The organism is Micromonospora sp. NPDC051924 (assembly GCF_055586005.1).
The window spans coordinates 1-18,110 of sequence record NZ_JBVJJA010000029.1 but is presented as its reverse complement, the minus strand read 5'-3'; the positions used below and the strand labels follow the sequence as shown (position 1 = coordinate 18,110).

The 18,110-nt window shown below is 74.1% G+C and carries 18 protein-coding genes; 8 read left to right on the top strand and 10 right to left on the bottom strand.

Annotated features, from left to right (window positions below; translation table 11 throughout):
- Nucleotides 1-2: 2 nt before the first annotated feature.
- Complete coding sequence (gene gltX / locus ACZ6S5_RS22280) at nt 3-1,412, top strand: glutamate--tRNA ligase (RefSeq protein WP_466003284.1); 1,410 nt, start codon at nt 3-5, stop codon at nt 1,410-1,412.
- A gap of 92 nt (nt 1,413-1,504) precedes the next feature.
- On the opposite strand, the gene ACZ6S5_RS22275 is transcribed toward gltX, so the two are convergent.
- On the bottom strand, nt 1,505-2,110 hold the full coding sequence (locus tag ACZ6S5_RS22275; RefSeq protein ID WP_466003282.1) for a copper resistance CopC family protein: 606 nt from the start codon (nt 2,108-2,110) through the stop codon (nt 1,505-1,507).
- 225 nt (nt 2,111-2,335) lie between these two features.
- Here ACZ6S5_RS22275 and ACZ6S5_RS22270 point away from each other — a divergent pair, with 225 nt between their 5' ends.
- Complete coding sequence (locus ACZ6S5_RS22270; RefSeq protein WP_466003281.1) at nt 2,336-2,998, top strand: hypothetical protein; 663 nt, start codon at nt 2,336-2,338, stop codon at nt 2,996-2,998.
- Nucleotides 2,999-3,009: 11 nt separating this feature from the next.
- On the opposite strand, the gene ACZ6S5_RS22265 is transcribed toward ACZ6S5_RS22270, so the two are convergent.
- From ACZ6S5_RS22265 to ACZ6S5_RS22255, 3 genes are all read right to left on the bottom strand, one after another.
- Nucleotides 3,010-3,936: an NADP-dependent oxidoreductase gene (locus tag ACZ6S5_RS22265; protein WP_466003279.1), complete on the bottom strand. Its 927-nt coding sequence runs from the start codon at nt 3,934-3,936 to the stop codon at nt 3,010-3,012.
- A 37-nt stretch (nt 3,937-3,973) separates the two neighbouring features.
- Entirely contained in the window at nt 3,974-4,309 is a 336-nt protein-coding gene (locus ACZ6S5_RS22260; protein ID WP_466003277.1) for a hypothetical protein, read from the bottom strand.
- 131 nt (nt 4,310-4,440) lie between these two features.
- Nucleotides 4,441-4,986 (bottom strand): orotate phosphoribosyltransferase, encoded by a 546-nt coding sequence (locus ACZ6S5_RS22255; RefSeq protein WP_466003276.1) that lies wholly within the window; start codon nt 4,984-4,986, stop codon nt 4,441-4,443.
- 56 nt (nt 4,987-5,042) lie between these two features.
- Here ACZ6S5_RS22255 and ACZ6S5_RS22250 point away from each other — a divergent pair, with 56 nt between their 5' ends.
- The 6 genes from ACZ6S5_RS22250 to ACZ6S5_RS22225 all read left to right on the top strand — a co-directional run bounded on the left by ACZ6S5_RS22250 (nt 5,043) and on the right by ACZ6S5_RS22225 (nt 10,625).
- Nucleotides 5,043-6,344, top strand: a complete 1,302-nt coding sequence (locus ACZ6S5_RS22250) for a PucR family transcriptional regulator (RefSeq protein WP_466003274.1) — start codon at nt 5,043-5,045, stop codon at nt 6,342-6,344.
- Between the two features lie 78 nt (nt 6,345-6,422).
- A complete protein-coding gene (locus tag ACZ6S5_RS22245) occupies nt 6,423-7,358 on the top strand; it encodes an ACP S-malonyltransferase (RefSeq protein ID WP_466003273.1) in 936 nt (311 codons plus the stop codon).
- Nucleotides 7,358-8,302: a beta-ketoacyl-ACP synthase III gene (locus ACZ6S5_RS22240; protein WP_466003272.1), complete on the top strand. Its 945-nt coding sequence runs from the start codon at nt 7,358-7,360 to the stop codon at nt 8,300-8,302. The genes ACZ6S5_RS22245 and ACZ6S5_RS22240 overlap by 1 nt, the downstream gene beginning before the upstream one ends.
- A gap of 85 nt (nt 8,303-8,387) precedes the next feature.
- A complete protein-coding gene (locus ACZ6S5_RS22235) occupies nt 8,388-8,627 on the top strand; it encodes an acyl carrier protein (RefSeq protein WP_007072348.1) in 240 nt (79 codons plus the stop codon).
- A gap of 2 nt (nt 8,628-8,629) precedes the next feature.
- On the top strand, nt 8,630-9,856 hold the full coding sequence (gene fabF / locus ACZ6S5_RS22230) for a beta-ketoacyl-ACP synthase II (protein WP_466003270.1): 1,227 nt from the start codon (nt 8,630-8,632) through the stop codon (nt 9,854-9,856).
- A gap of 58 nt (nt 9,857-9,914) precedes the next feature.
- Nucleotides 9,915-10,625 carry a class I SAM-dependent methyltransferase gene (locus tag ACZ6S5_RS22225; protein WP_466003269.1) on the top strand — a complete coding sequence of 237 codons (711 nt, stop codon included), beginning with the start codon at nt 9,915-9,917 and terminating at the stop codon, nt 10,623-10,625.
- Between the two features lie 238 nt (nt 10,626-10,863).
- On the opposite strand, the gene ACZ6S5_RS22220 is transcribed toward ACZ6S5_RS22225, so the two are convergent.
- From ACZ6S5_RS22220 to ACZ6S5_RS22195, 6 genes are all read right to left on the bottom strand, one after another.
- A complete protein-coding gene (locus ACZ6S5_RS22220; RefSeq protein ID WP_466003267.1) occupies nt 10,864-11,784 on the bottom strand; it encodes an ROK family protein in 921 nt (306 codons plus the stop codon).
- Complete coding sequence (locus ACZ6S5_RS22215; protein ID WP_466003265.1) at nt 11,781-13,238, bottom strand: lyase family protein; 1,458 nt, start codon at nt 13,236-13,238, stop codon at nt 11,781-11,783. The genes ACZ6S5_RS22220 and ACZ6S5_RS22215 overlap by 4 nt, the downstream gene beginning before the upstream one ends.
- 66 nt (nt 13,239-13,304) lie before the next feature.
- A complete protein-coding gene (locus ACZ6S5_RS22210; RefSeq protein WP_466003263.1) occupies nt 13,305-14,258 on the bottom strand; it encodes an amidohydrolase family protein in 954 nt (317 codons plus the stop codon).
- Complete coding sequence (locus ACZ6S5_RS22205; RefSeq protein ID WP_466003261.1) at nt 14,255-15,082, bottom strand: creatininase family protein; 828 nt, start codon at nt 15,080-15,082, stop codon at nt 14,255-14,257. Before ACZ6S5_RS22205 ends, ACZ6S5_RS22210 begins: the two co-directional genes overlap by 4 nt.
- Nucleotides 15,070-16,854 (bottom strand): ABC transporter permease, encoded by a 1,785-nt coding sequence (locus ACZ6S5_RS22200; protein WP_466003259.1) that lies wholly within the window; start codon nt 16,852-16,854, stop codon nt 15,070-15,072. The genes ACZ6S5_RS22205 and ACZ6S5_RS22200 overlap by 13 nt, the downstream gene beginning before the upstream one ends.
- Complete coding sequence (locus tag ACZ6S5_RS22195) at nt 16,851-17,924, bottom strand: ABC transporter ATP-binding protein (protein ID WP_466003257.1); 1,074 nt, start codon at nt 17,922-17,924, stop codon at nt 16,851-16,853. Before ACZ6S5_RS22195 ends, ACZ6S5_RS22200 begins: the two co-directional genes overlap by 4 nt.
- Nucleotides 17,925-18,110 lie beyond the last annotated feature (186 nt).

Genomic DNA, 18,110 nt, shown 5'->3' with positions numbered 1-18,110 from the left:
ACGTGACGGTACGTGTACGCTTCGCCCCCTCCCCGACCGGTATGTTCCACGTCGGCGGCGCCCGCTCGGCCCTGCAGAACTGGATCTACGCCAAGCAGCAGGGCGGGGTGTTCGTGCTCCGCATCGAGGACACCGACGCGGCCCGCAACAAGCCCGAATGGACCGAGGGCATCCTGTCCGCGCTCGACTGGATCGGCATCGCGCGGGGCAGCTACGAGGGCCCGTACTTCCAGTCGACGTACGCGGGTGAGCACCGTGCCGCCGCGCAGCGGCTGTACGAGGGCGGCCGGGCGTACTACTGCGACTGCACCCGCGAGGACGTACAGGCGCGGACCGGCTCGCAGTACCAGGGCTACGACGGCTTCTGCCGGGACCGCGGGCTCGGCCCGGGTGAGGGGCGGGCGCTGCGCTTCCGTACCCCGGACGAGGGCGCGACCGTGGTGGTCGACCTGATCCGCGGCGAGCCGACCTTCGAGAACAAGCTGATCGAGGACTTCGTCATCGCCCGCGGCGACGGCTCCCCGGTCTTCCTGCTCGCCAACGTGGTCGACGACATGACCATGGGGATCACCCACGTGATCCGGGCCGAGGAGCACCTGCCCAACACCCCGAAGCAGCAGCTGCTCTGGGACGCCCTCGGGGTCAAGCCGCCGGTCTGGGCGCACGTGCCCGTGGTGGTGAACGAGAAGCGGCAGAAGCTGTCCAAGCGGCGCGACAAGGTCGCCCTGGAGGCGTACCGGGACGAGGGCTACCTCGCCGCCGCGATGCGCAACTACCTGATGCTGCTCGGCTGGGCTCCGTCCGGGGACCGGGAGATCGTGCCGTGGTCGGTGATCGAGGACGAGTTCCGGCTGGAGGAGGTGAACCCCTCCCCGGCGTTCTTCGACGAGAAGAAGCTGCGCGCGTTCAACGGCGAGTACATCCGGGCGCTGCCGGTCGAGGACTTCATCACCGAGTGCCAGCCGTGGCTCACCGGCACCGACACCATCGTGCCGCCGCCGTGGCAGCCGGAGGAGTTCGACGCCGCCGCCTTCGCCGCGGTGGCCCCGCTGGCGCAGACCCGGATCGCGGTGCTCAGCGAGATCGTGCCGAACGTCGACTTCCTCTTCCTGGCCGACCCGCTGATCGACGAGGCGGCGTGGGCGAAGGCGATGAAGGAGGGCGCGGCGGACCTGCTGGACGCGGCCGTCGCCGCGTTCGAGGCGCTGGAGTCCTGGGACGCCGAGTCGCTCAAGTCGACGCTGGAGGCGGTCGGCGCGGAGCGCGGGCTGAAACTGGGCAAGGCCCAGGCCCCGGTCCGGGTCGCGGTCACCGGGCGTACGGTCGGCCTGCCGCTCTTCGAGTCCCTCGAGGTGCTCGGCCGCGAGCGCACCCTGACCCGGCTGCGCGCCGCCCGGGTGCGCCTGATCTGAGGTCGCTCCCGGTCCCTGTCTGCCGTCCGGAGGTTCCCGACGGGCTGGCACCGCGCAGCGGCGTCGGCCACCGGCGCGCGATGCACCGTGGCTCAACGACCGGCGGCGCGGCGGCGCAGCAGCAGCCCGCCGCCCAGCGCGAGGAGCACCACCACGGCGCCGAGCGCCCACCACCAGCCCGTGCCGCCGCCTTGCGCCGGGGAGGCGGCGGGCACCGGGCTGGCCGGGTTGCTGGTGGGGGCCGCCGGGCTCGCGGCGGTCGACGCCACGGTGGGCGACGCCACGCTCGGCGACGGGGTCACGGCGGGCACACCGGTGGTCAGGGTGAATCGGATCTCGCCCTTGACCGGGTGCCCGTCGGTCGAGCCGACCTGGTAGGCGACCGTGTACCCGCCGGCCGGGCCCGGAGTGAACGGCACGCTCACCCGGTTGCCGGAGAAGGTGGGCGGGCCGGACGAGGCCGCCGCGTGGTCCGGACCGGTGACTGTGATCTTCGTCGTATCCCGGGCCGGCGTGGCGAGGAAGCGCAGCTCGATCCGCTTCGGCGCGGTCGCCAACCGGGCTCCGTCCTTCGGATCGCTGCCGGTCAACGAGTTGTGCGCGGCGGCCGGGGTGGCCGGCAGCAGCACCGCCACACCGCACGCCGCACCGAGAACCACCGCCCAGGTGCGCGCCGCGCGGGCTGTCCGTCCCCCCATGAACCCCTCCGTCCGGGTACGATCCGGCCGCTGATCAACGGCCGCTCGGTTAGTCGGCCTCAGATCACAGATAGTTCCAATAACTCTTCCAGCAGCTGCAACCAAGCGACGTTCTGCGGAGTCTTTGAAGGTGGGCACCCGATGTTCGGGTCCGGCCACCGCCGTCGGCCGATCCAGCGTGACCTGCAGCGGAAGCCAGCCATCGAACGGGGCGAGGAGGCGGCGATGGTCCGGAAGGTGAGGCGGCTGCTGGTGGCCGTGGCGGGCGCCGTGATCGCGACCGCGTGCGCGTTCGCCCTGACCGGCCCGACGGCCGCCCAGGCGGCGCCCAAGCCCAAGCTCCCACCGGCCGGAGTGGACATCACCGGCGACAAGCTCGACCAGCCGCTGCAACTGCGTGCCGACGCCCAGCCGGCCGCGGTGAACGCCGTCGTCGACCAGGTGAAGTGGCTGGGGGCCACCGGCCAGCAGCGCGGCCCGAAGGCGGGGGACCTCGGTCCCAAGTACACCGTGGTGCTGCTCTACGCGGGCAACGCGACCAAGACCTACGACCTCTACCCGCTCGCCAAGGGCGGCCCCCGGGTCTACCGGCCGGCCAAGCAGCCCGACCTGAGCAAGACCCGGGCCGGCTGGTTCTACGGCCGGCTGACCATGTCCGAGGTGCTGCGGGCCGCCGGGGTGCCGCTGGAGCGGCAGTACGACACGCTCAGCGGCGGCATCGGCGGCGGCGACCGGGTCATCCCGGAGGAGGCGTTGGACCCGGTGCAGGACATCGACTCGGCGATGGGCGAGCTGCAGCGGCTGCTCCTGCTCAACGTCGGGGTGATGGTGCTCATCACCGGCGGGCTCGCCGGCATCGCGCTGCTGGTCCGCCGCCGCACCCGCTGAGGCCTCGCCGGTCAGACCTCCAGGACCACCTTGCCCCGGACGTGCCCGGCCGCCACCAGGCGCTGCGCCTCGGCCGCCTCGACCAGCGGGAACGTCCGGGCCACATGCACGGTCAACCGGCCGGCGTCGACCAGCCCGGCCAGCACGCTCAGGTCGGCGGTGGACGGCTTGACGAAGAGATAGCTGCCGCCGAGCCGGGTGACGTGCGCCGAGTCGGCGGTGGAGATCAGCCGCGCCGGCCGGGCCAGCAGCTCGGCGGAGACGTCCAGCGCGTCGCCGCCGAACAGGTCCAGCGCCACGTCCACCCCGTCGGGCGCGACCGCGCGGAGCCGGTCCAGCAGGCCGTCGCCGTAGCTGACCGGCTCGGCACCGAGCGACCGGACGAAATCGTGGTTGGCCTCGCTCGCGGTGCCGATCACCCTGCCGGCGCCGAGCGCCCGGGCCACCTGGATTGCCAGGTGCCCCACCCCGCCGGACGCGCCGTGCACCAGCACGGTGTCCCCGCCGCCCGTCCGGGCCAGCTGCAACCCCTGGTAGGCGGTCAGCCCGGCCAGCGGCAGGCCACCGGCCTCCGCCCAGGACGCCTGCACCGGCTTGTCCGCCAGGCAGCGCTCCGGGGCGGGCACCAGCTCGGCGTACGTGCCGTACTGGAGGTGGTCGCGCCGGACGTAGCCGATCACCTCGTCCCCGACGGCGAAGCCGGTCACCGCCGGGCCGACCGCCTCGACCACGCCCGCCGCGTCCCACCCGGGCACCAGCGGGAAATGGCTGGGTATGGCGGTGGCGAGAAGGCCCTCGCGGACCTTCCAGTCGACCGGGTTCACCCCGGCCGCGCGGACCCGGACCAGGACGGTGTCCGGCCCCACCGGAGGAGTGGGCAGCTCCCGCAGGGTGAGCTGGTCGGCCGCGCCGTACGCGTCGATCGCGATCCCCTTCACCCTGCTCACGCTAGCCCTCGATCGGGCGGGCGTGGGGTCAGCACCAGCGACGGGGTGGTCTATCCCGGCGGATCGTCCGGCTCCGCGGCCGGACCGCGCCGTGCCGGTGCGCGCCCGCCCAGCCCGGCAGCTCGCTGCGACAGCCCTGCGCCGGCACCGGCTCGGGCACGGCCGGCGGGACCGGCTCGGCGGCCCGCTGCCGGGGCACGGGCGGCTCCTCGTCGCCGGCCTCGGGCCCGCGCCCGGCGGTCGGCTCGGCCGGATGGGTCACGCCCGTCCGGCGCGGGTGCTTGGCGGACGCCGACTGTTCGTGATGGCCCAGCCGGCAGGGCTCGCCCTGGGCGCAGCCGTGCTCGGCCTCCCCGTGCGCCATCCCGGTCTCCTCACGTTCGCCATCGCCCGTCGGGCGGGTCGCCCCGACGTGCCCTGACACCGTACTGGCCGGGCCGGACGGGGTGGACGGCGCGTACCCGTGGAGATCGTCCGGACGGGGCGGGGCGGCGGTCAGGCCCGGCCGGCGGCGTCCAGGTCGGCGCGGGTGAGCAGGGCGCGCAGCGCGATCCCGTGGCCGGCGAGCGCCGCCGCGCCGCCCTCGCTCCGGTCGATCACGCAGAGCGCGTGCTCGATCGTCGCGCCCAGCTCGCGGAGCTGGCCGGTGGAGATCACCACCTGGCCGCCGGAGGTCACCACGTCCTCGACCACCAGCACCCGCCGGCCGGCGACGTCCGCGCCCTCGGCCAGCCGGGCCGTCCCGTACGTCTTGGCGGTCTTGCGGACGAAGGCGCAGTGCAGACCGACGTGCCGGGCCAGCGCGGTGACCACCGGGATGCCGCCCATCTCCAGGCCGGCCAGCACCTCGGTGCCGGGCGGGACCAGCTCGGCCAGGCCGGCGGCGACCCGGTCCAGCAGCACCGGGTCGGCCTCGAACCGGTACTTGTCGAAGTACTCGTCGGCGATCCGGCCGGAACGGAGCACGAACCGTCCGGTGAGTCGGCAGGTGGCGTCGATGTCCCGGGCCAGGTCGGCGCGGGCGGTCGAGGTGTCGGTCACGGGAGATCATTGTCGCCGGCCACCGCCGGCCCGCCGCCGCCGGCCCGACCCTCGAGGTGGAGTCCCTGGTCAGGGCATGTCAGGCTGGACCGGTGAGCGAGCCGGGCGGTACCGAACTGTCGGCGACCCTGCGCCGGATCGAGCGGGCGGCGGGGGCGCTGGCGACCGCCAGCGTGGCCCGGATGGACGAGGCCCTGCCCTGGTTCCGGGAGTTGCCGGCGGACCAGCGGTCCTGGGTCATGCTGGTCGCCCAGGCCGGCGTCCGGTCGCTGGTGCAGTGGTTGCGGCAGGGCGGCGGCGCGACGGACAGCACCCAGGAGGTGTCGGACGAGGTCTTCGCCGCCGCGCCGCAGGCTCTCGCCCGGTCGATCAGCCTCCAGCAGACCGTGGCGCTGATCAAGGTGACCATCGAGGTGGTCGAGGAACAGGTCGGCCAGCTCGCGGTCAAGGGCGAGGAGCAGTCGTTGCGGGAGGCGGTGCTGCGCTTCTCGCGGGAGATCGCGTTCGCCGCCGCCCGGGTGTACGCCCGCGCCGCCGAGACCCGCGGCTCCTGGGACGCCCGGCTCCAGGCGCTGCTGGTGGACGCGCTGCTGCGCGGCGACTCGCCGGACGTGCTGGCCAGCCGGGCGGCGGCGCTGGGCTGGTCCGACGCGCCCCCGGTGGCGGTGGCGGTGGGCCGTTCCCCGGGCGGGGAGGTGGCCGCCGTGCTGCACACGGTCTACCGGCAGGCCCGCCGGATCGGGGTCGAGGTGATCGGCGGCGTGCACGGCGACCGCCTGGTGATCGTGCTGGGTGGCGCGGCGGACCCGGTGGCGGCGACGGAGAAGCTGCTGACCGCGTTCGGCGACGGGCCGGTGGTGGTCGGTCCGGCCGTACCCAGCCTGGACGAGGCGACGGACTCGACGCGGGCGGCGCTGGCCGGCTTCCGGGCGGCGTCGGCCTGGCCGACCGCGCCGCGCCCGGTGCCCGCCGCGGACCTGCTGCCGGAGCGGGCCCTCGCCGGCGACGCGGAGGCCCGCCGCCGGCTGCGCCACGACGTGTACGCGGCGCTGGTCCGCGCCGGGGGCGAGCTGCTGGAGACCCTGGACGCCTTCTTCGCGGCCGGGGGGACGCTGGAGAGCGCGGCCCGGGCGCTCTTCGTGCACCCGAACACGGTCCGCTACCGTCTCAAGCGGGTCGCCGAGGTGACCGGCTTCTCGCCGCTGGCGCCCCGGGACGCGTTCGCCTTGCAGGTGGCGCTGACCGTCGGTCGGCTCGACCCGGTGGTACCGGCGGTCGCAGCCGTCCCGAGCCAGACATTGAGCCCAGCCGTGAGGAAAACATCACAGACCGGTGATGATCGCCGCCGATCTTTGTAGGGATCCTCCAAAGCTTCTAGTGCGGTTTGGTGCCCTGCGTTACAGCGCGACCCGCGAGTATCCGTCAGAGTCGTAGTCGTGCTCGCCGTACTCTCACCCGGACAGGGTGCCCAGAAACCCGGTTTCCTGACCCCCTGGCTGGACCTCCCCGGCACGGAGGCGCGCCTGCGCTCGTGGTCCGAGCTGGCCGGGGTCGACCTGGTGCACCTCGGCACCCAGGCGGACGCGGACGAGATCAAGGACACCGCCCGCACCCAGCCGCTGCTCGTCGCGGCCGCGCTGCTCGCGGGCGAGCACCTGCCGATGCAGGACGTCGCGCTGGTCGCCGGCCACAGCGTCGGTGAGCTGGGCGCCGCGGCCCTGGCCGGGGTGCTCACCGCCGAGGCGGCCGTCACCCTCGCCGGAGTACGCGGCCGGGAGATGGCCGCCGCCTGCGCGCTCGAGCCGACCGGGATGGCCGCCGTGCTCGGCGGCGACCCGGACGAGGTGGTCGCCGCGATCGAGGCGCACGGGCTGCACGCGGCCAACCGCAACGGCACCGGCCAGATCGTCGCCGCCGGCACCCTGGACGGGCTGGACAAGCTGGCCGCCGAGCCGCCGGCGCGGGCCCGGATCACCCGGCTGAAGGTGGCCGGCGCGTTCCACACCCCGCACATGGCCCCGGCCGAGGCCGCGCTGGCCACCGCGGCCGCCGGGATCACCCCGGCCGACCCGGTCCGGACCCTGCTCTCCAACCTGGACGGCACCGCGGTCGGCCACGGGCCGGAGCTGGTCCAGCGGCTGGTCCGCCAGGTCACCGCCCCCGTCCGCTGGGACCTGTGCATGCGCACCCTCGCCGAACTGGGCGTCACCGGCGTCATCGAGCTGCCCCCGGCGGGCACCCTGGCCGGCCTGGTCAAGCGCGAACTCAAGGGCGAGGGCGCGCCGGAGATCGTCACCCTGAACACCCCCGACGACCTGCCCGCCGCGCGGGACCTGATCGCCCGGCAGGCGCGAACGGAAGGTAAGCACTGATGAGCGGCAGCAGAATCGTCGCGATGGGGCACTACCAGCCCTCGCGGGTGGTGACCAACGACGAGCTCGCCCAGCTCGTCGAGACCAACGACGAGTGGATCCGGGACCGGGTCGGCATCGTCACCCGGCGGATCGCCGGGGACGAGACGGTGGCCGACATGGCCACCGCGGCCGCCGGCAAGGCGCTGGCCAACTCCGGCCTCACCGCCGCCGACATCGACCTCGTCGTGGTGGCCACCTGCACCTCGGTCGACCGCAGCCCGAACGTGGCCTGCCGGGTCGCCGCCAAGCTGGGCATCACCGCCCCGGCCGCGTACGACATCAACACCGCCTGCTCCGGCTTCGCGTACGCGCTGGGCACCGCCGACCATGCGATCCGGGCCGGCGCGGCCCGCAACGCGATCGTCATCGGCGCGGAGAAGCTCTCCGACTTCACCGACTGGACCGACCGCTCGACCTGCATCATCTTCGGTGACGGCGCCGGGGCGGCGGTGGTCACCGCGACCGCCGAGGACGAGCCGGCCGGGGTCGGGCCGGTGGTGTGGGGCTCGGTGCCGGAGAAGAGCGACGCGGTGCGGATCGAGGGCTGGCGGCCGTACATCGCGCAGGAGGGGCAGGCGGTCTTCCGCTGGGCCACCACCGCGCTGGCGCCGCTGGCGCTGCAGGCCTGCGAGAAGGCCGGGGTGGACCCGTCGGAGCTGGCCGCGTTCGTGCCGCACCAGGCCAACGCCCGGATCATCGACGGGATCGCCAAGCGGCTGAACATCCCCGACGCGATCATCGCGAAGGACATCGTCGAGTCCGGCAACACCTCGGCGGCGAGCGTGCCGCTGGCTCTGTCCAAGCTGGTCGAGCGGCGCGAGGTGCCCTCGGGCGCCCCGGTGCTGCTGTTCGGCTTCGGCGGCGGCCTGACCTACGCCGGTCAGGTCGTCCGCTGTCCTTGAGACCCCCTCGGGCGCGAGTGCGCCGAGGAGCGGCGGCCGGCGACGCCGGTCGTCGAGGAACCCCCATTGAGAGGAACCAAGCGCAATGACCCGTGACGAGATCACTGCCGGCCTCGCCGAGATCCTCGAAGAGGTTGCCGGGGTGAACCCGGACGACGTGGCCGAGGGGAAGTCCTTCACCGACGACCTCGACGTCGACTCGCTTTCCATGGTGGAGGTCGTGGTGGCGGCCGAGGAGAAGTTCGGCGTCAAGATCCCGGACAACGAGGTGCAGAACCTGAAGACCGTCGGGGACGCCGTCAGCTACATCGAGGCGCAGTCCTGATCATGAGTCGTCCCGACGTCGTCGTCACCGGGCTCGGCGCGACGACCCCGCTCGGCGGGGACGTCGCGTCGACCTGGGACGCCATGCTCGCCGGCCGCTCCGGGGTGAGTGCGCTCACCCAGGAGTGGGCGGCGCAACTGTCCGTCCGCATCGCCGCCCAACTGGCGGTGGACCCGTCCGAGGTGCTGGACCGGGTCAAGCTGCGGCGGCTGGACCGGTCCGAGGCGATCGCCATCATCGCCGCGCAGCAGGCGTGGGCCGACGCCGGGCTGGCCGACTCCGGGCTGGACCCGGAGCGGCTGGCGGTCAGCGTCGGCTCGGGCATCGGCGGCGCCACCACCCTGCTCGCCCAGGACGACATCCTGGAGGCGTCCGGCCCGCGGCGGGTCTCCCCGCACACGGTGCCGATGCTGATGCCGAACGGTCCGGCCGCCTGGGTCGGGCTGGAACTGGGCGCGAAGGCCGGGGTGCACTCGGTGGCCAGCGCGTGCGCGACCGGCGCGGAGGCGATCGCGCTCGGCCTGGACATCATCCGCGCCGGCCGGGCCGACGTGGTGGTGGCCGGTGGCACCGAGGCGGTGATCCACCCGCTGCCGATCGCCGGCTTCGCCTCGATGCGGGCCATGTCGACCCGCAACGACGAGCCGGAGAAGGCGTCCCGGCCATGGGACAAGGGCCGCGACGGCTTCGTGCTCGGCGAGGGCGCGGGCGTGGTGGTCCTGGAGCGGGCCGACCACGCCGCGGCCCGCGGCGCCCGGGTGTACGCGCGCCTGGCCGGCGCGGGGATCACCTCGGACGCGTACGACATCGTGCAGCCGCACGCCGAGGGCGAGGGCGCGATCCGGGCCATCGCCCGGGCGATCGCCGACGCGGACGTGGCGAAGGCGGACATCGTGCACGTCAACGCGCACGCCACCTCCACGCCGGTGGGCGACATGCTGGAGATCGGCGCGCTGCGCAAGGCGCTGGGCGACCACCCGGTGCTGTCGGCCACCAAGTCGATGACCGGGCACCTGCTCGGCGCGGCGGGCGCGCTGGAGTCGATCGCCACCATCCTGGCCATCCGGGACGGGATCGTCCCGCCGACGATCAACCTGGACGACCCGGACGAGGGTCTCACCCTGGACGTGGCCGCGCACAAGGCCCGGCACATGGAGGTCCCGGCGGCGCTGAACAACGCGTTCGGCTTCGGCGGCCACAACGTGGCCCTCGTCTTCACCCGGCCCTGATCCGACCGCTGCCATAACAGGGCCCTCCCGTCCGGGAGGGCCCTGTTACCGTCTGGCGGTGGAGGCGACCGAGATCCGCAAGCTCGCCGCGCTCGAGGACACCCACTGGTGGTACCGGGAGCGGCGGGTCCTGCTGGGCCGGGCGTTGCGCCGGCTGGCGGCGGCCGGGGTCCGCCCGGAGCGGGCGCTGGACGTCGGCGCGGCCGGTGGCGGCAACACCCGGGTGCTGCGGGCATACGGCTGGACGCCGCTCGCACTGGAATACAGCGCGGAGGGCGCCGGGGTGGCCCGGGAGCGGGGCCTGGACGTGATCCGGGCCGACGCCCGGCACCTGCCGGTCCCGTCGGCCGGCCTGGGCCTGGTGGTCGCCTTCGACATCCTGGAGCACTTCGACGAGGACCACCTCGCCGCCGCCGAGATCCGTCGCGTCCTGCGCCCGGGCGGCACCGCGCTGATCGCGGTACCGGCCGACATGCGGCTCTGGTCGGCGCACGACGTGGCGGTCGGGCACGTCCGCCGGTACGACCGCGCCGGGCTGCGGGCGGCGATGGAGAAGGCCGGGCTGGTCGTCGACGAGCTGTGGAGCTGGAACGTGCTGCTGCGTCCGGTGGCCGCCTGGCGGCGCCGCCGGTCCACCGGCTCCGACCTCGACGAGCCGCACCCGGTGGTGAACCTCGGCCTGCGCGCGGTCGTCACGGCCGAGCGGTACCTGCCGGTGCGGGGCCTGCCCGGCGTCTCGCTGATGCTGCGCGCCCACCGCCCGGCCTGACCCGGGACACCCGGAAGCTCCTCGACGCGTACGGCGACGCCACCGGGCGACAGTATCGCCGGACGAAGGCCGGCCCGCTCGACGCCTTCGAGGCGACCTTCGTCGGGCCCACCGGCACCCGGGAGCGCCGCGAAGAACAACCGGGAGTAACCCTCCCCGGCGGAGCCGTTGGACCAGACCGCACGAGCGGGCGTCGCGGCGCGTCCGGCCCGCCCGTGGGCGGGCCGGACGGACCAGGTCAGCGGGGCGAGGGCACCGCCTCGCGAGCCAGGGTGAGCGCGCCGAGCAGCGCGGCGTCGTCGGCGAACCGGGAGAGCACCACATCGGGCCGGTGCGGCAGCACCTCGGTGAGCCGGTCGACCAGCAGCCCGCGGATCAGCGCGCTGCGGGTCACCCCGCCGACCAGCACGACCCGCTGCGGATCCAGCAGCAGGCAGCAGGTGACCAGGTGCCGGGCCACCTCGTCAACCCGGGTGGCCAGCGCGTCGCGCGCCGGCCCGGGCCGCTCCGCCGCGGCGGCGAGCCCGGCGGCCCCGCCCGGCACGTCCAGCTCCTCGGCGAGCCGGTCCAGGGCCCGGCCGGAGAAGTCCAGCTCCAGCATGGTCCCCGGCCAGGGGCCGCCGGCCACGGCGTACCCGATCTCGCCCGCCGCGCCGCGGTGCCCGGACAGGACCCCGCCCCCGATCGTCACGGCCGCCGCCACGCCGGTGCCGATTCCCACGACGAGCCCGGGGTCCGCGTCGCGCAGCGCGCCCAGCCGCAGCTCGGCCAGGGCGGCGGCGTTCAGGTCGTTGTCCACCGCCACCCGGGTCACGTCGAGCGCCTCCCGGACCGCGTCGGCCAGCCGCAGCCGCTCCCAGCCGGGCACGTTGGGGGCCAGGTCGATGCCGTCCGGGCGGACCACGCCGGGCGAGGCGACCCCGGCGGCGACCAGCCGGCCACCGACGCCGGCGACCAGTTCCCCGGCGAGGTCCAGCGCCCGGCCCAGCGCCTGCGGCGCGCCCCGGTCGGCGTAGGTGGGGACCCGCCGCCGGGCCAGCAGCCGCCCCTGCGCGTCGGCCACCCCGACGGCCATCTTGGTGCCGCCGAAGTCGATGCCGAGCAACAGCCCGTCGGCACGGGTGCCGGCGACGGGAGGCCCCGAGAGTCGCACGCTCACCGGGCCACCAGCTCGGCGGCGACCGCGTCCAGCGCTCCGTCGGCCCGGTGGAGGCGATCACGCACCGCCGCCAGCCGGTCGGCGACCGCGTCGAACGCGACCCGCAACGTACCCACCTGGGCGCGCACCGCGGCGGCGCCGGGGCCATCCGCCTGAGCCCGGTTCAGGACCAGGTCGGGACGGACGGCGGCGGCGATCAGGTCCCCGACCGCGGCGTCGTCGAGCGGACCGGTGAGCCCGTCGGCGGCGGCCCGGACGCCCTCGGCGGTCCAGGTGTCCGGCGCGCCGGCCCGGACCAACCGGCCGACCACCGAGTGGGCGGCCCGGAACGGGACGCCGTGCCGGGTCAGCGCGTCGGCCGCCGCGGTGGTGGTGGCGCCGGAGGCGACGATCTCCTCCCGGCTGGGCGGGGACAGCGGCGCGATCTCGGCGAGGAAGCCGCCGACCAGGGCGAAGAAGCGCGCTGCCCGGTCGTTGCTCTCCCAGAGCCGCACCTGGACGTCGGTGGTGGCGTTGTTGGAGTCCTCCCACCAGGCGGCGCCCACGTTGTTCAGGACCGAAGCGGCGTCGGCCGCGGCCGCGCCGGCGTACGAGACGAGATGCTCCAGCACCACCGGGTTGCGCTTCTGCGGCATGATGCTGCTGCCCTGGGTGAAGTCGGCCGGGGTGGTGACCCAGTTCCAGCTCAGCCAGTCCATCAGGGTGCGGGCCAGCCGCGCCCCGGTGGCCAGGGCCTGCGCGTTGAGCGTGCCGACCCGGACCAGGTGGTCGGCGCCGGCGACGGCCTCGTAGGAGTTGGTCACCAGGCCGGCGAAGCCGAGCAGCTCCGCCACCCGGGCCGGGGATATCTCCAGGTCGGTGCCGGCGAACGCGCAGGAGCCCAGCGGCGAGACGTTGAGCTGGTCGATCAGGTCGGCGTAGGCGGCCGCTTCGCCGGCGAGCGCCTCGGCGTACCCGGCCAGGGCGTGTCCGACGGTGGTGGGCTGAGCCGGCCGGCGGTGGGTGTAGCCGGTGATGACCACGTCCGCGTACCGGTCGGCCTGGTCGAGCGCGGTCCGCCCGGTGGCGAGCGCCCGGTCCAGCACGCCGAGCAGCTGGTCGCGCAGCAGCATCCGGAACACCCCGGCGTCCAGATCATTGCGGCTACGGGCCATCTGCACGTCCAGCTCGGACGTCGGGATGCCGCACGCCGCGGCGAGCCGTTTCTCCAGCAGGTAGTAGGTGTCCTCGAAGCTGCCGTCGTACGCCGGCGCCGGAGTGGTGTCGGCGCGCAGCTCGGCCAGCCCGCGCAGCAGCCGGGCGCCCCGCTCGGCGGGGATCAGCCCCTGCTCGGTCAGCATCACGACGTGCGCCTGGCTGGCGCGCACCATGGCCGGGTAGAGGTGGCCGACGTGGTGGTCGTACGTGGGGGCCAGGTGGTGCCGCTGGTAGGTGGTCAGCGCGGGTGTGCTCATGGCGGTTCCTCGGGTTCCTTCCAGTCCGCGGGCGGGCGATCGGCCCGGTCCGCGGGGTTCGGCCGGTCAGTCGGTCAGGCCGAGCAGTCGTTCGGCGTTGCCGGCGAAGATCGCGCGGAGGTGGTCGTCGGGCAGGCCCAGCTCCCGGCAGACCCGCAGTTGATCGTCGAGGTAGCGGGTGACGTAGCCGCGCGGGAACCAGGACGAGTCGCTGCCGAAGACGATCCGGTGCGGGCCGATCGTCTCGTAGCACCGGCGGAAGAGGTCCTCCAGCGTCAGCTTGTACGGCATCCAGCGCACCCACTGGTTCGAGCCGGACGTGTCGACGTGGATATTGGGGCAGCCCCAGGCGGCGAAGAAGAGTTCCTGCACGTGCTGCACGCCGAAGTGCGGCACGACCACGGCCAGCTCCGGGAAGCGGCGAGCCATCCGGGCCAACTCGTCCGGGCCGCCGTACCGGCCGAAGCTGAGGCCGCCGGCGCTGCCGTAGTGCCCGATGTGGACCAGGACGGGCACGCCGAGGCGCTGGGCGGTGCCCCAGAGCGGATCCAGGTCCTCGTGGTCCAGTGGGCCGCGCAGCAGCGGGGCGAACAGCTTCAGCCCGCGCAGCCCGCGCTCGGTCACCGCGCGCTCCAGTTCGCCCGCGGCGTCCGGGCCGTACGGGTCGTGGTGGGCGAAGCCGAGCAGCAGATCAGGGTGGCGGTCCACCACGTCGGCGAGGGTGTCGTTGCCGCCGCCGGTGACGAAGACGGCCCGGCGGACGTGCACCGCGCGCAACTCCTCGGCCCAGCGGTCCGCCTCGTCCTGCCACCGCTCGGCGGATGGCTCCGGGTCGGGGAAGCCCCACGCCTGGCGCCACTGCCGGGCGTACGGGGCTGAGCCCGCGGCCCGTACCGCCCGCTCGTGCTCGCCGCCCGGGTGCATGCCGGCGGCCTGCTCGCAGGCGTGGATGCTCTCGTCGACCCCGATCCGGAAGTGCAGGTGGAAGTCGACGACGTCCAAGCCTCGGTCGACGGTCATGATTCTCCCCGGGTCGGCAGCGGGTCAGCGGTGGGCGGGGACGGCGGCGGGGCGGCCACCCAGGCGGCCACGATCTCCCGCAGCCGCGCCGCGGCGAGCCCGCGTACCCTCCGGCCGGCCTCCTCGCTGGCCAGCGTGACGTGCCCCGACCAGCCCTGCCAGGGGTCGGGGCGGGACTCGACCAGCACGTACGGATGGCTCACCGGCAGCTTGGGCCGCGGCGGCAGGTCGGCGGCGGCGGCGAGGCGTACCGCCCCGGGGTCGAAACCGAGCACCCCGGAGGTCTCGTACGCGCCGCCGTGCCCGCGGGCCGGCGGCTCGCCGTAGATGTCGGCCGTCTCCGCCGGCGTGACCAGCTGGAACCAGTTGACCAGCAGCAGGCTGGCGGTCCGCCGCCCGGAGACCCACTCCATCGCGGCCCGGACGGTGGACATGTTGGCGTCGTGGCCGTTGACGACCAGCAGCCGAGGAAACCCGGCGGCGACGATCCCCTCGATGACGTCGGCGAGGTAGCCGACCGCGATCTCCGGCCGGATCGCGACCGTCCCCGGCCAGGGCCGGGTCTGTCCCGGGCAGGCGGCGTAGGCGACCGCGGGGAAGAGCACGCCGTGCGGACCGCGGCCCTCGGCGCTCTCCCCGGCGAAGCCCTCGGCGAGGATCAGGTCGGTCCCGAGCGGCAGGTGCGGGCCGTGCCACTCGACCGCGCCGACCGGGAGCACCGCGAAGTCCGCCGCCGCGGCGACGGCCGCCAGCTCGCCGCCGGGGATCCGGGCGGCGGGGAGCAGCCCGCCGCCCGCCGGCCAGCGGTCGGTCACGCCGTCCACTGCGCCGCCTCCCGGCTGGCCTTCGGGCCGCTCTCCAGCCGCCCGGAGACCACCATCACCACGAAGATCAGGACGATCTGGAGCATGCCGTACGCGGCGGCGGTGCCCACCTCGAACGAGTACATCCGGTTGTTGATCTCGACGGAGATCGGCGCGGTCTCCGAGGTGTAGATGAGCACCGAGGCGACGAACTCGCCGACGCCGTGCACGAAGGCGAGCAGCGCGCCGGCCAGCACGCCCGGCAGCATCAGCCGCAGGGTGACCGTGCCGAACGCCCGCCACCAGGGCGCGCCGAGGTTGCGGGCGGCCTCCTCGAGCGACGGGTCGAGCTGCGCCAGCGTCGCCGAGCTGGAGCGGAACACCAGCGGCAGGAACCGCACGAAGTACGCCAACGGCATGATCCAGAAGGTCCCGATCAGCACCTGGCCGAGGCTGAACGCGTTGCCGGTGCTGAACGCCGAGATCAGGTTGATCGCCACCACCGTGCCGGGCAGCGCCCAGGCCAGCATGACCGCCACGTCGAGCAGGCCGCGGCCGCGGAAGTTCAGCCGGCGCACCGCGTACGCGATGAGCACGCCGACCACGACGCAGCCGACGGTGGCGATCAGGCTCATGTTCAGCGAGTTGACGATCGGCCGGTACGCCTCCGGGTCGGAGAAGATCGTGACGAAGTTCTGCGTGGTGTACGCCGACGGGATCACCTCGGTCGTCCAGGAGCCGTCCTGGGAGAACGCCACCAGGGCGATCGTTCCCACCGGGGCGAGCAGCACCACGGTGGCGAGCAGCGAGGCGAGCAGGGCCAGCCAGCGGCCGAACGGATTGGTGATCTCCCGGCGGTGCGCGGCGATGCCCTTGGACTGGGACCGGTAGCTGCGCCGCCCCTCGTACCAGCGCATGCCGAGCAGGAACAGCACCGACACCACGCCGAGCACCGAGGCGTACGTGGAGGCCATCGGCAGGTTGCCGTTGGTGCGGTTGATGTAGATCTGCATGGTCATCGTCTGGTCCACCCCGAACAGCAGCGGAGCGGTGTACGACGCCAGCGACGTCATGAAGACCAGCAGCGAGGCGGAGACCAACGCCGGGGTGAGCATCGGCAGCAGCACCGTCCGCCAGACCCGGACCCGGCCGGCGCCCAGGTTGTACGCGGCCTCCTCCACCGACGGGTCCATGCCGACCAGCGCGGCCGAGGTCGCCAGGTAGAAGAACGGGTACATGGTGAAGGTGTGCACCACCAGCACCCCGGCGATGCCGCTGAACGGCAGCACCGGGTTCTCGGTGCCGAGCAGGTGCTGAAGGCCGCGCGGCAGGATGCCGGTCTCGCTGTAGAGCAGCTGGAACGAGATCGCCCCGATCAGCGGCGGCAGCGCCGCCGGCACCAGGATGATGGCCTCGATCAGCCGGCGGCCCGGGAACGAGAACCGTTTGAGCAGGAACGCCATGGCCACCCCGACGATGCCGCAGAGCAGCACGCTGGCGGCCGAGATCACCAACGAGGTGACCAGCGCGGACCGCGCGACTCCGTCACCGGTGAGGAAGGTGCCGTAGTTCGCCAGGCCGTCCACCCCGACGCTCTCGGCGAAGGTGGCGAACATCGGCTGGACGACGTACCCGAAGAGGATCAGCGCCAGCGGGAATACCAGGAGGTACGGGAACCAGGGCGAGTTGGCGCCGACGGTGAGCCGCCGGGACCGGCGGGCCCGCGGCGGCGTCGGGTCGCCGGTGGCCGGTGGGACGGTGGCCGCGCTGGGGGTGGCGGGAATGGTGCTCATGGGCGCACCACCCACATCCGCTCCCGGGGCAGCCGCAGTCCGACCTGGTCGCCGACGGCCAGCCCGGTCGGGACGTCGATCGCCGCGACCTGCACCGGCTCGCCGGCCACGTCGACCACCAGGTTGGTGGCCATGCCGGTGAACTCCAGCTCGGTCACCCGGCCGCTGAGGGCAGCAGCCTCGGTGGCCGAGGTGAGCCCGACGTGCTCGGGCCGCACGGAGATCAAGGCCGTCGCGCCCTCGCGCAGCCCGTGCTCGGCCGGCGCGGCCACGGTGACCTGGTCACCGCCGGGCAGCGCCACGGTGACGGTCTCCGGGCCGGCCGCAGCCACCGGCAGGCTGAGCACGTTGCTGCGGCCGATGAACCGGGCCACGAACGCGTTGGCCGGCCGGTGGTAGATCTCCTGCGGCGCGCCGATCTGCTGGACCCGGCCGGACTCCATGACGGCGATCCGGTCGGACATCGCCATCGCCTCCGCCTGGTCGTGGGTGACGTAGATGGCGGTGGTGCCGCTCTCCTTCTGGATCCGGCGGATCTCGACGCGGGTCTCCTCGCGCAGCTTGGCGTCGAGGTTGGACAGCGGCTCGTCGAGCAGCAGGGTGCGGGGCCGGATGACCAGAGCCCGGGCGAGCGCGACCCGCTGCTGCTGGCCGCCGGAGAGCTGGTCGATGCGACGGTCGCCGTACCCGGCCAGGTGCACCTGGCCGAGTGCTTCCTCGACCCGCCGCTTCGACTCGGTCCGGCCGACCTTGCGGATCTTCAGGCCGTACGCGACGTTCTGCGCGACGGTCATGTGCGGGAAGAGCGCGTAGTTCTGGAACACCATGCCCGTGTCGCGCTTGTTCGGCGGCCGGTGGGTGACGTCCTCCTCGCCGAAGCGGATCCGGCCCGAGGTGGGGAAGTAGAAGCCGGCCACCATACGCAGGGTGGTGGTCTTGCCGCAGCCGCTCGGGCCGAGCAGGGTGAAAAACTCCCCCGCGGCGATCCTGATGTCGACGTCGTCGACGGCCGCGGTGTCGCCGGCGCGCGCGAACCGCTTGCTCACCGACTCCAGCGTGACATCGATCATGATGTCTCTCCTTGCGTCCGGTACCGGGTCCGACCGGTGGTGGTGGGGCCAGACCCGGTCTGGCGGTGCGTACGAGAGGCGGGGGGGGGGGGGGGGGGGGGGGGGGGGGGGGCAGGGGGGGGGGGGGGGGGTTTTTTTTTTTTTTTTTTTTGGGGTTTTTTGTGCCGCGTTTGTTTTTTCTTTCGC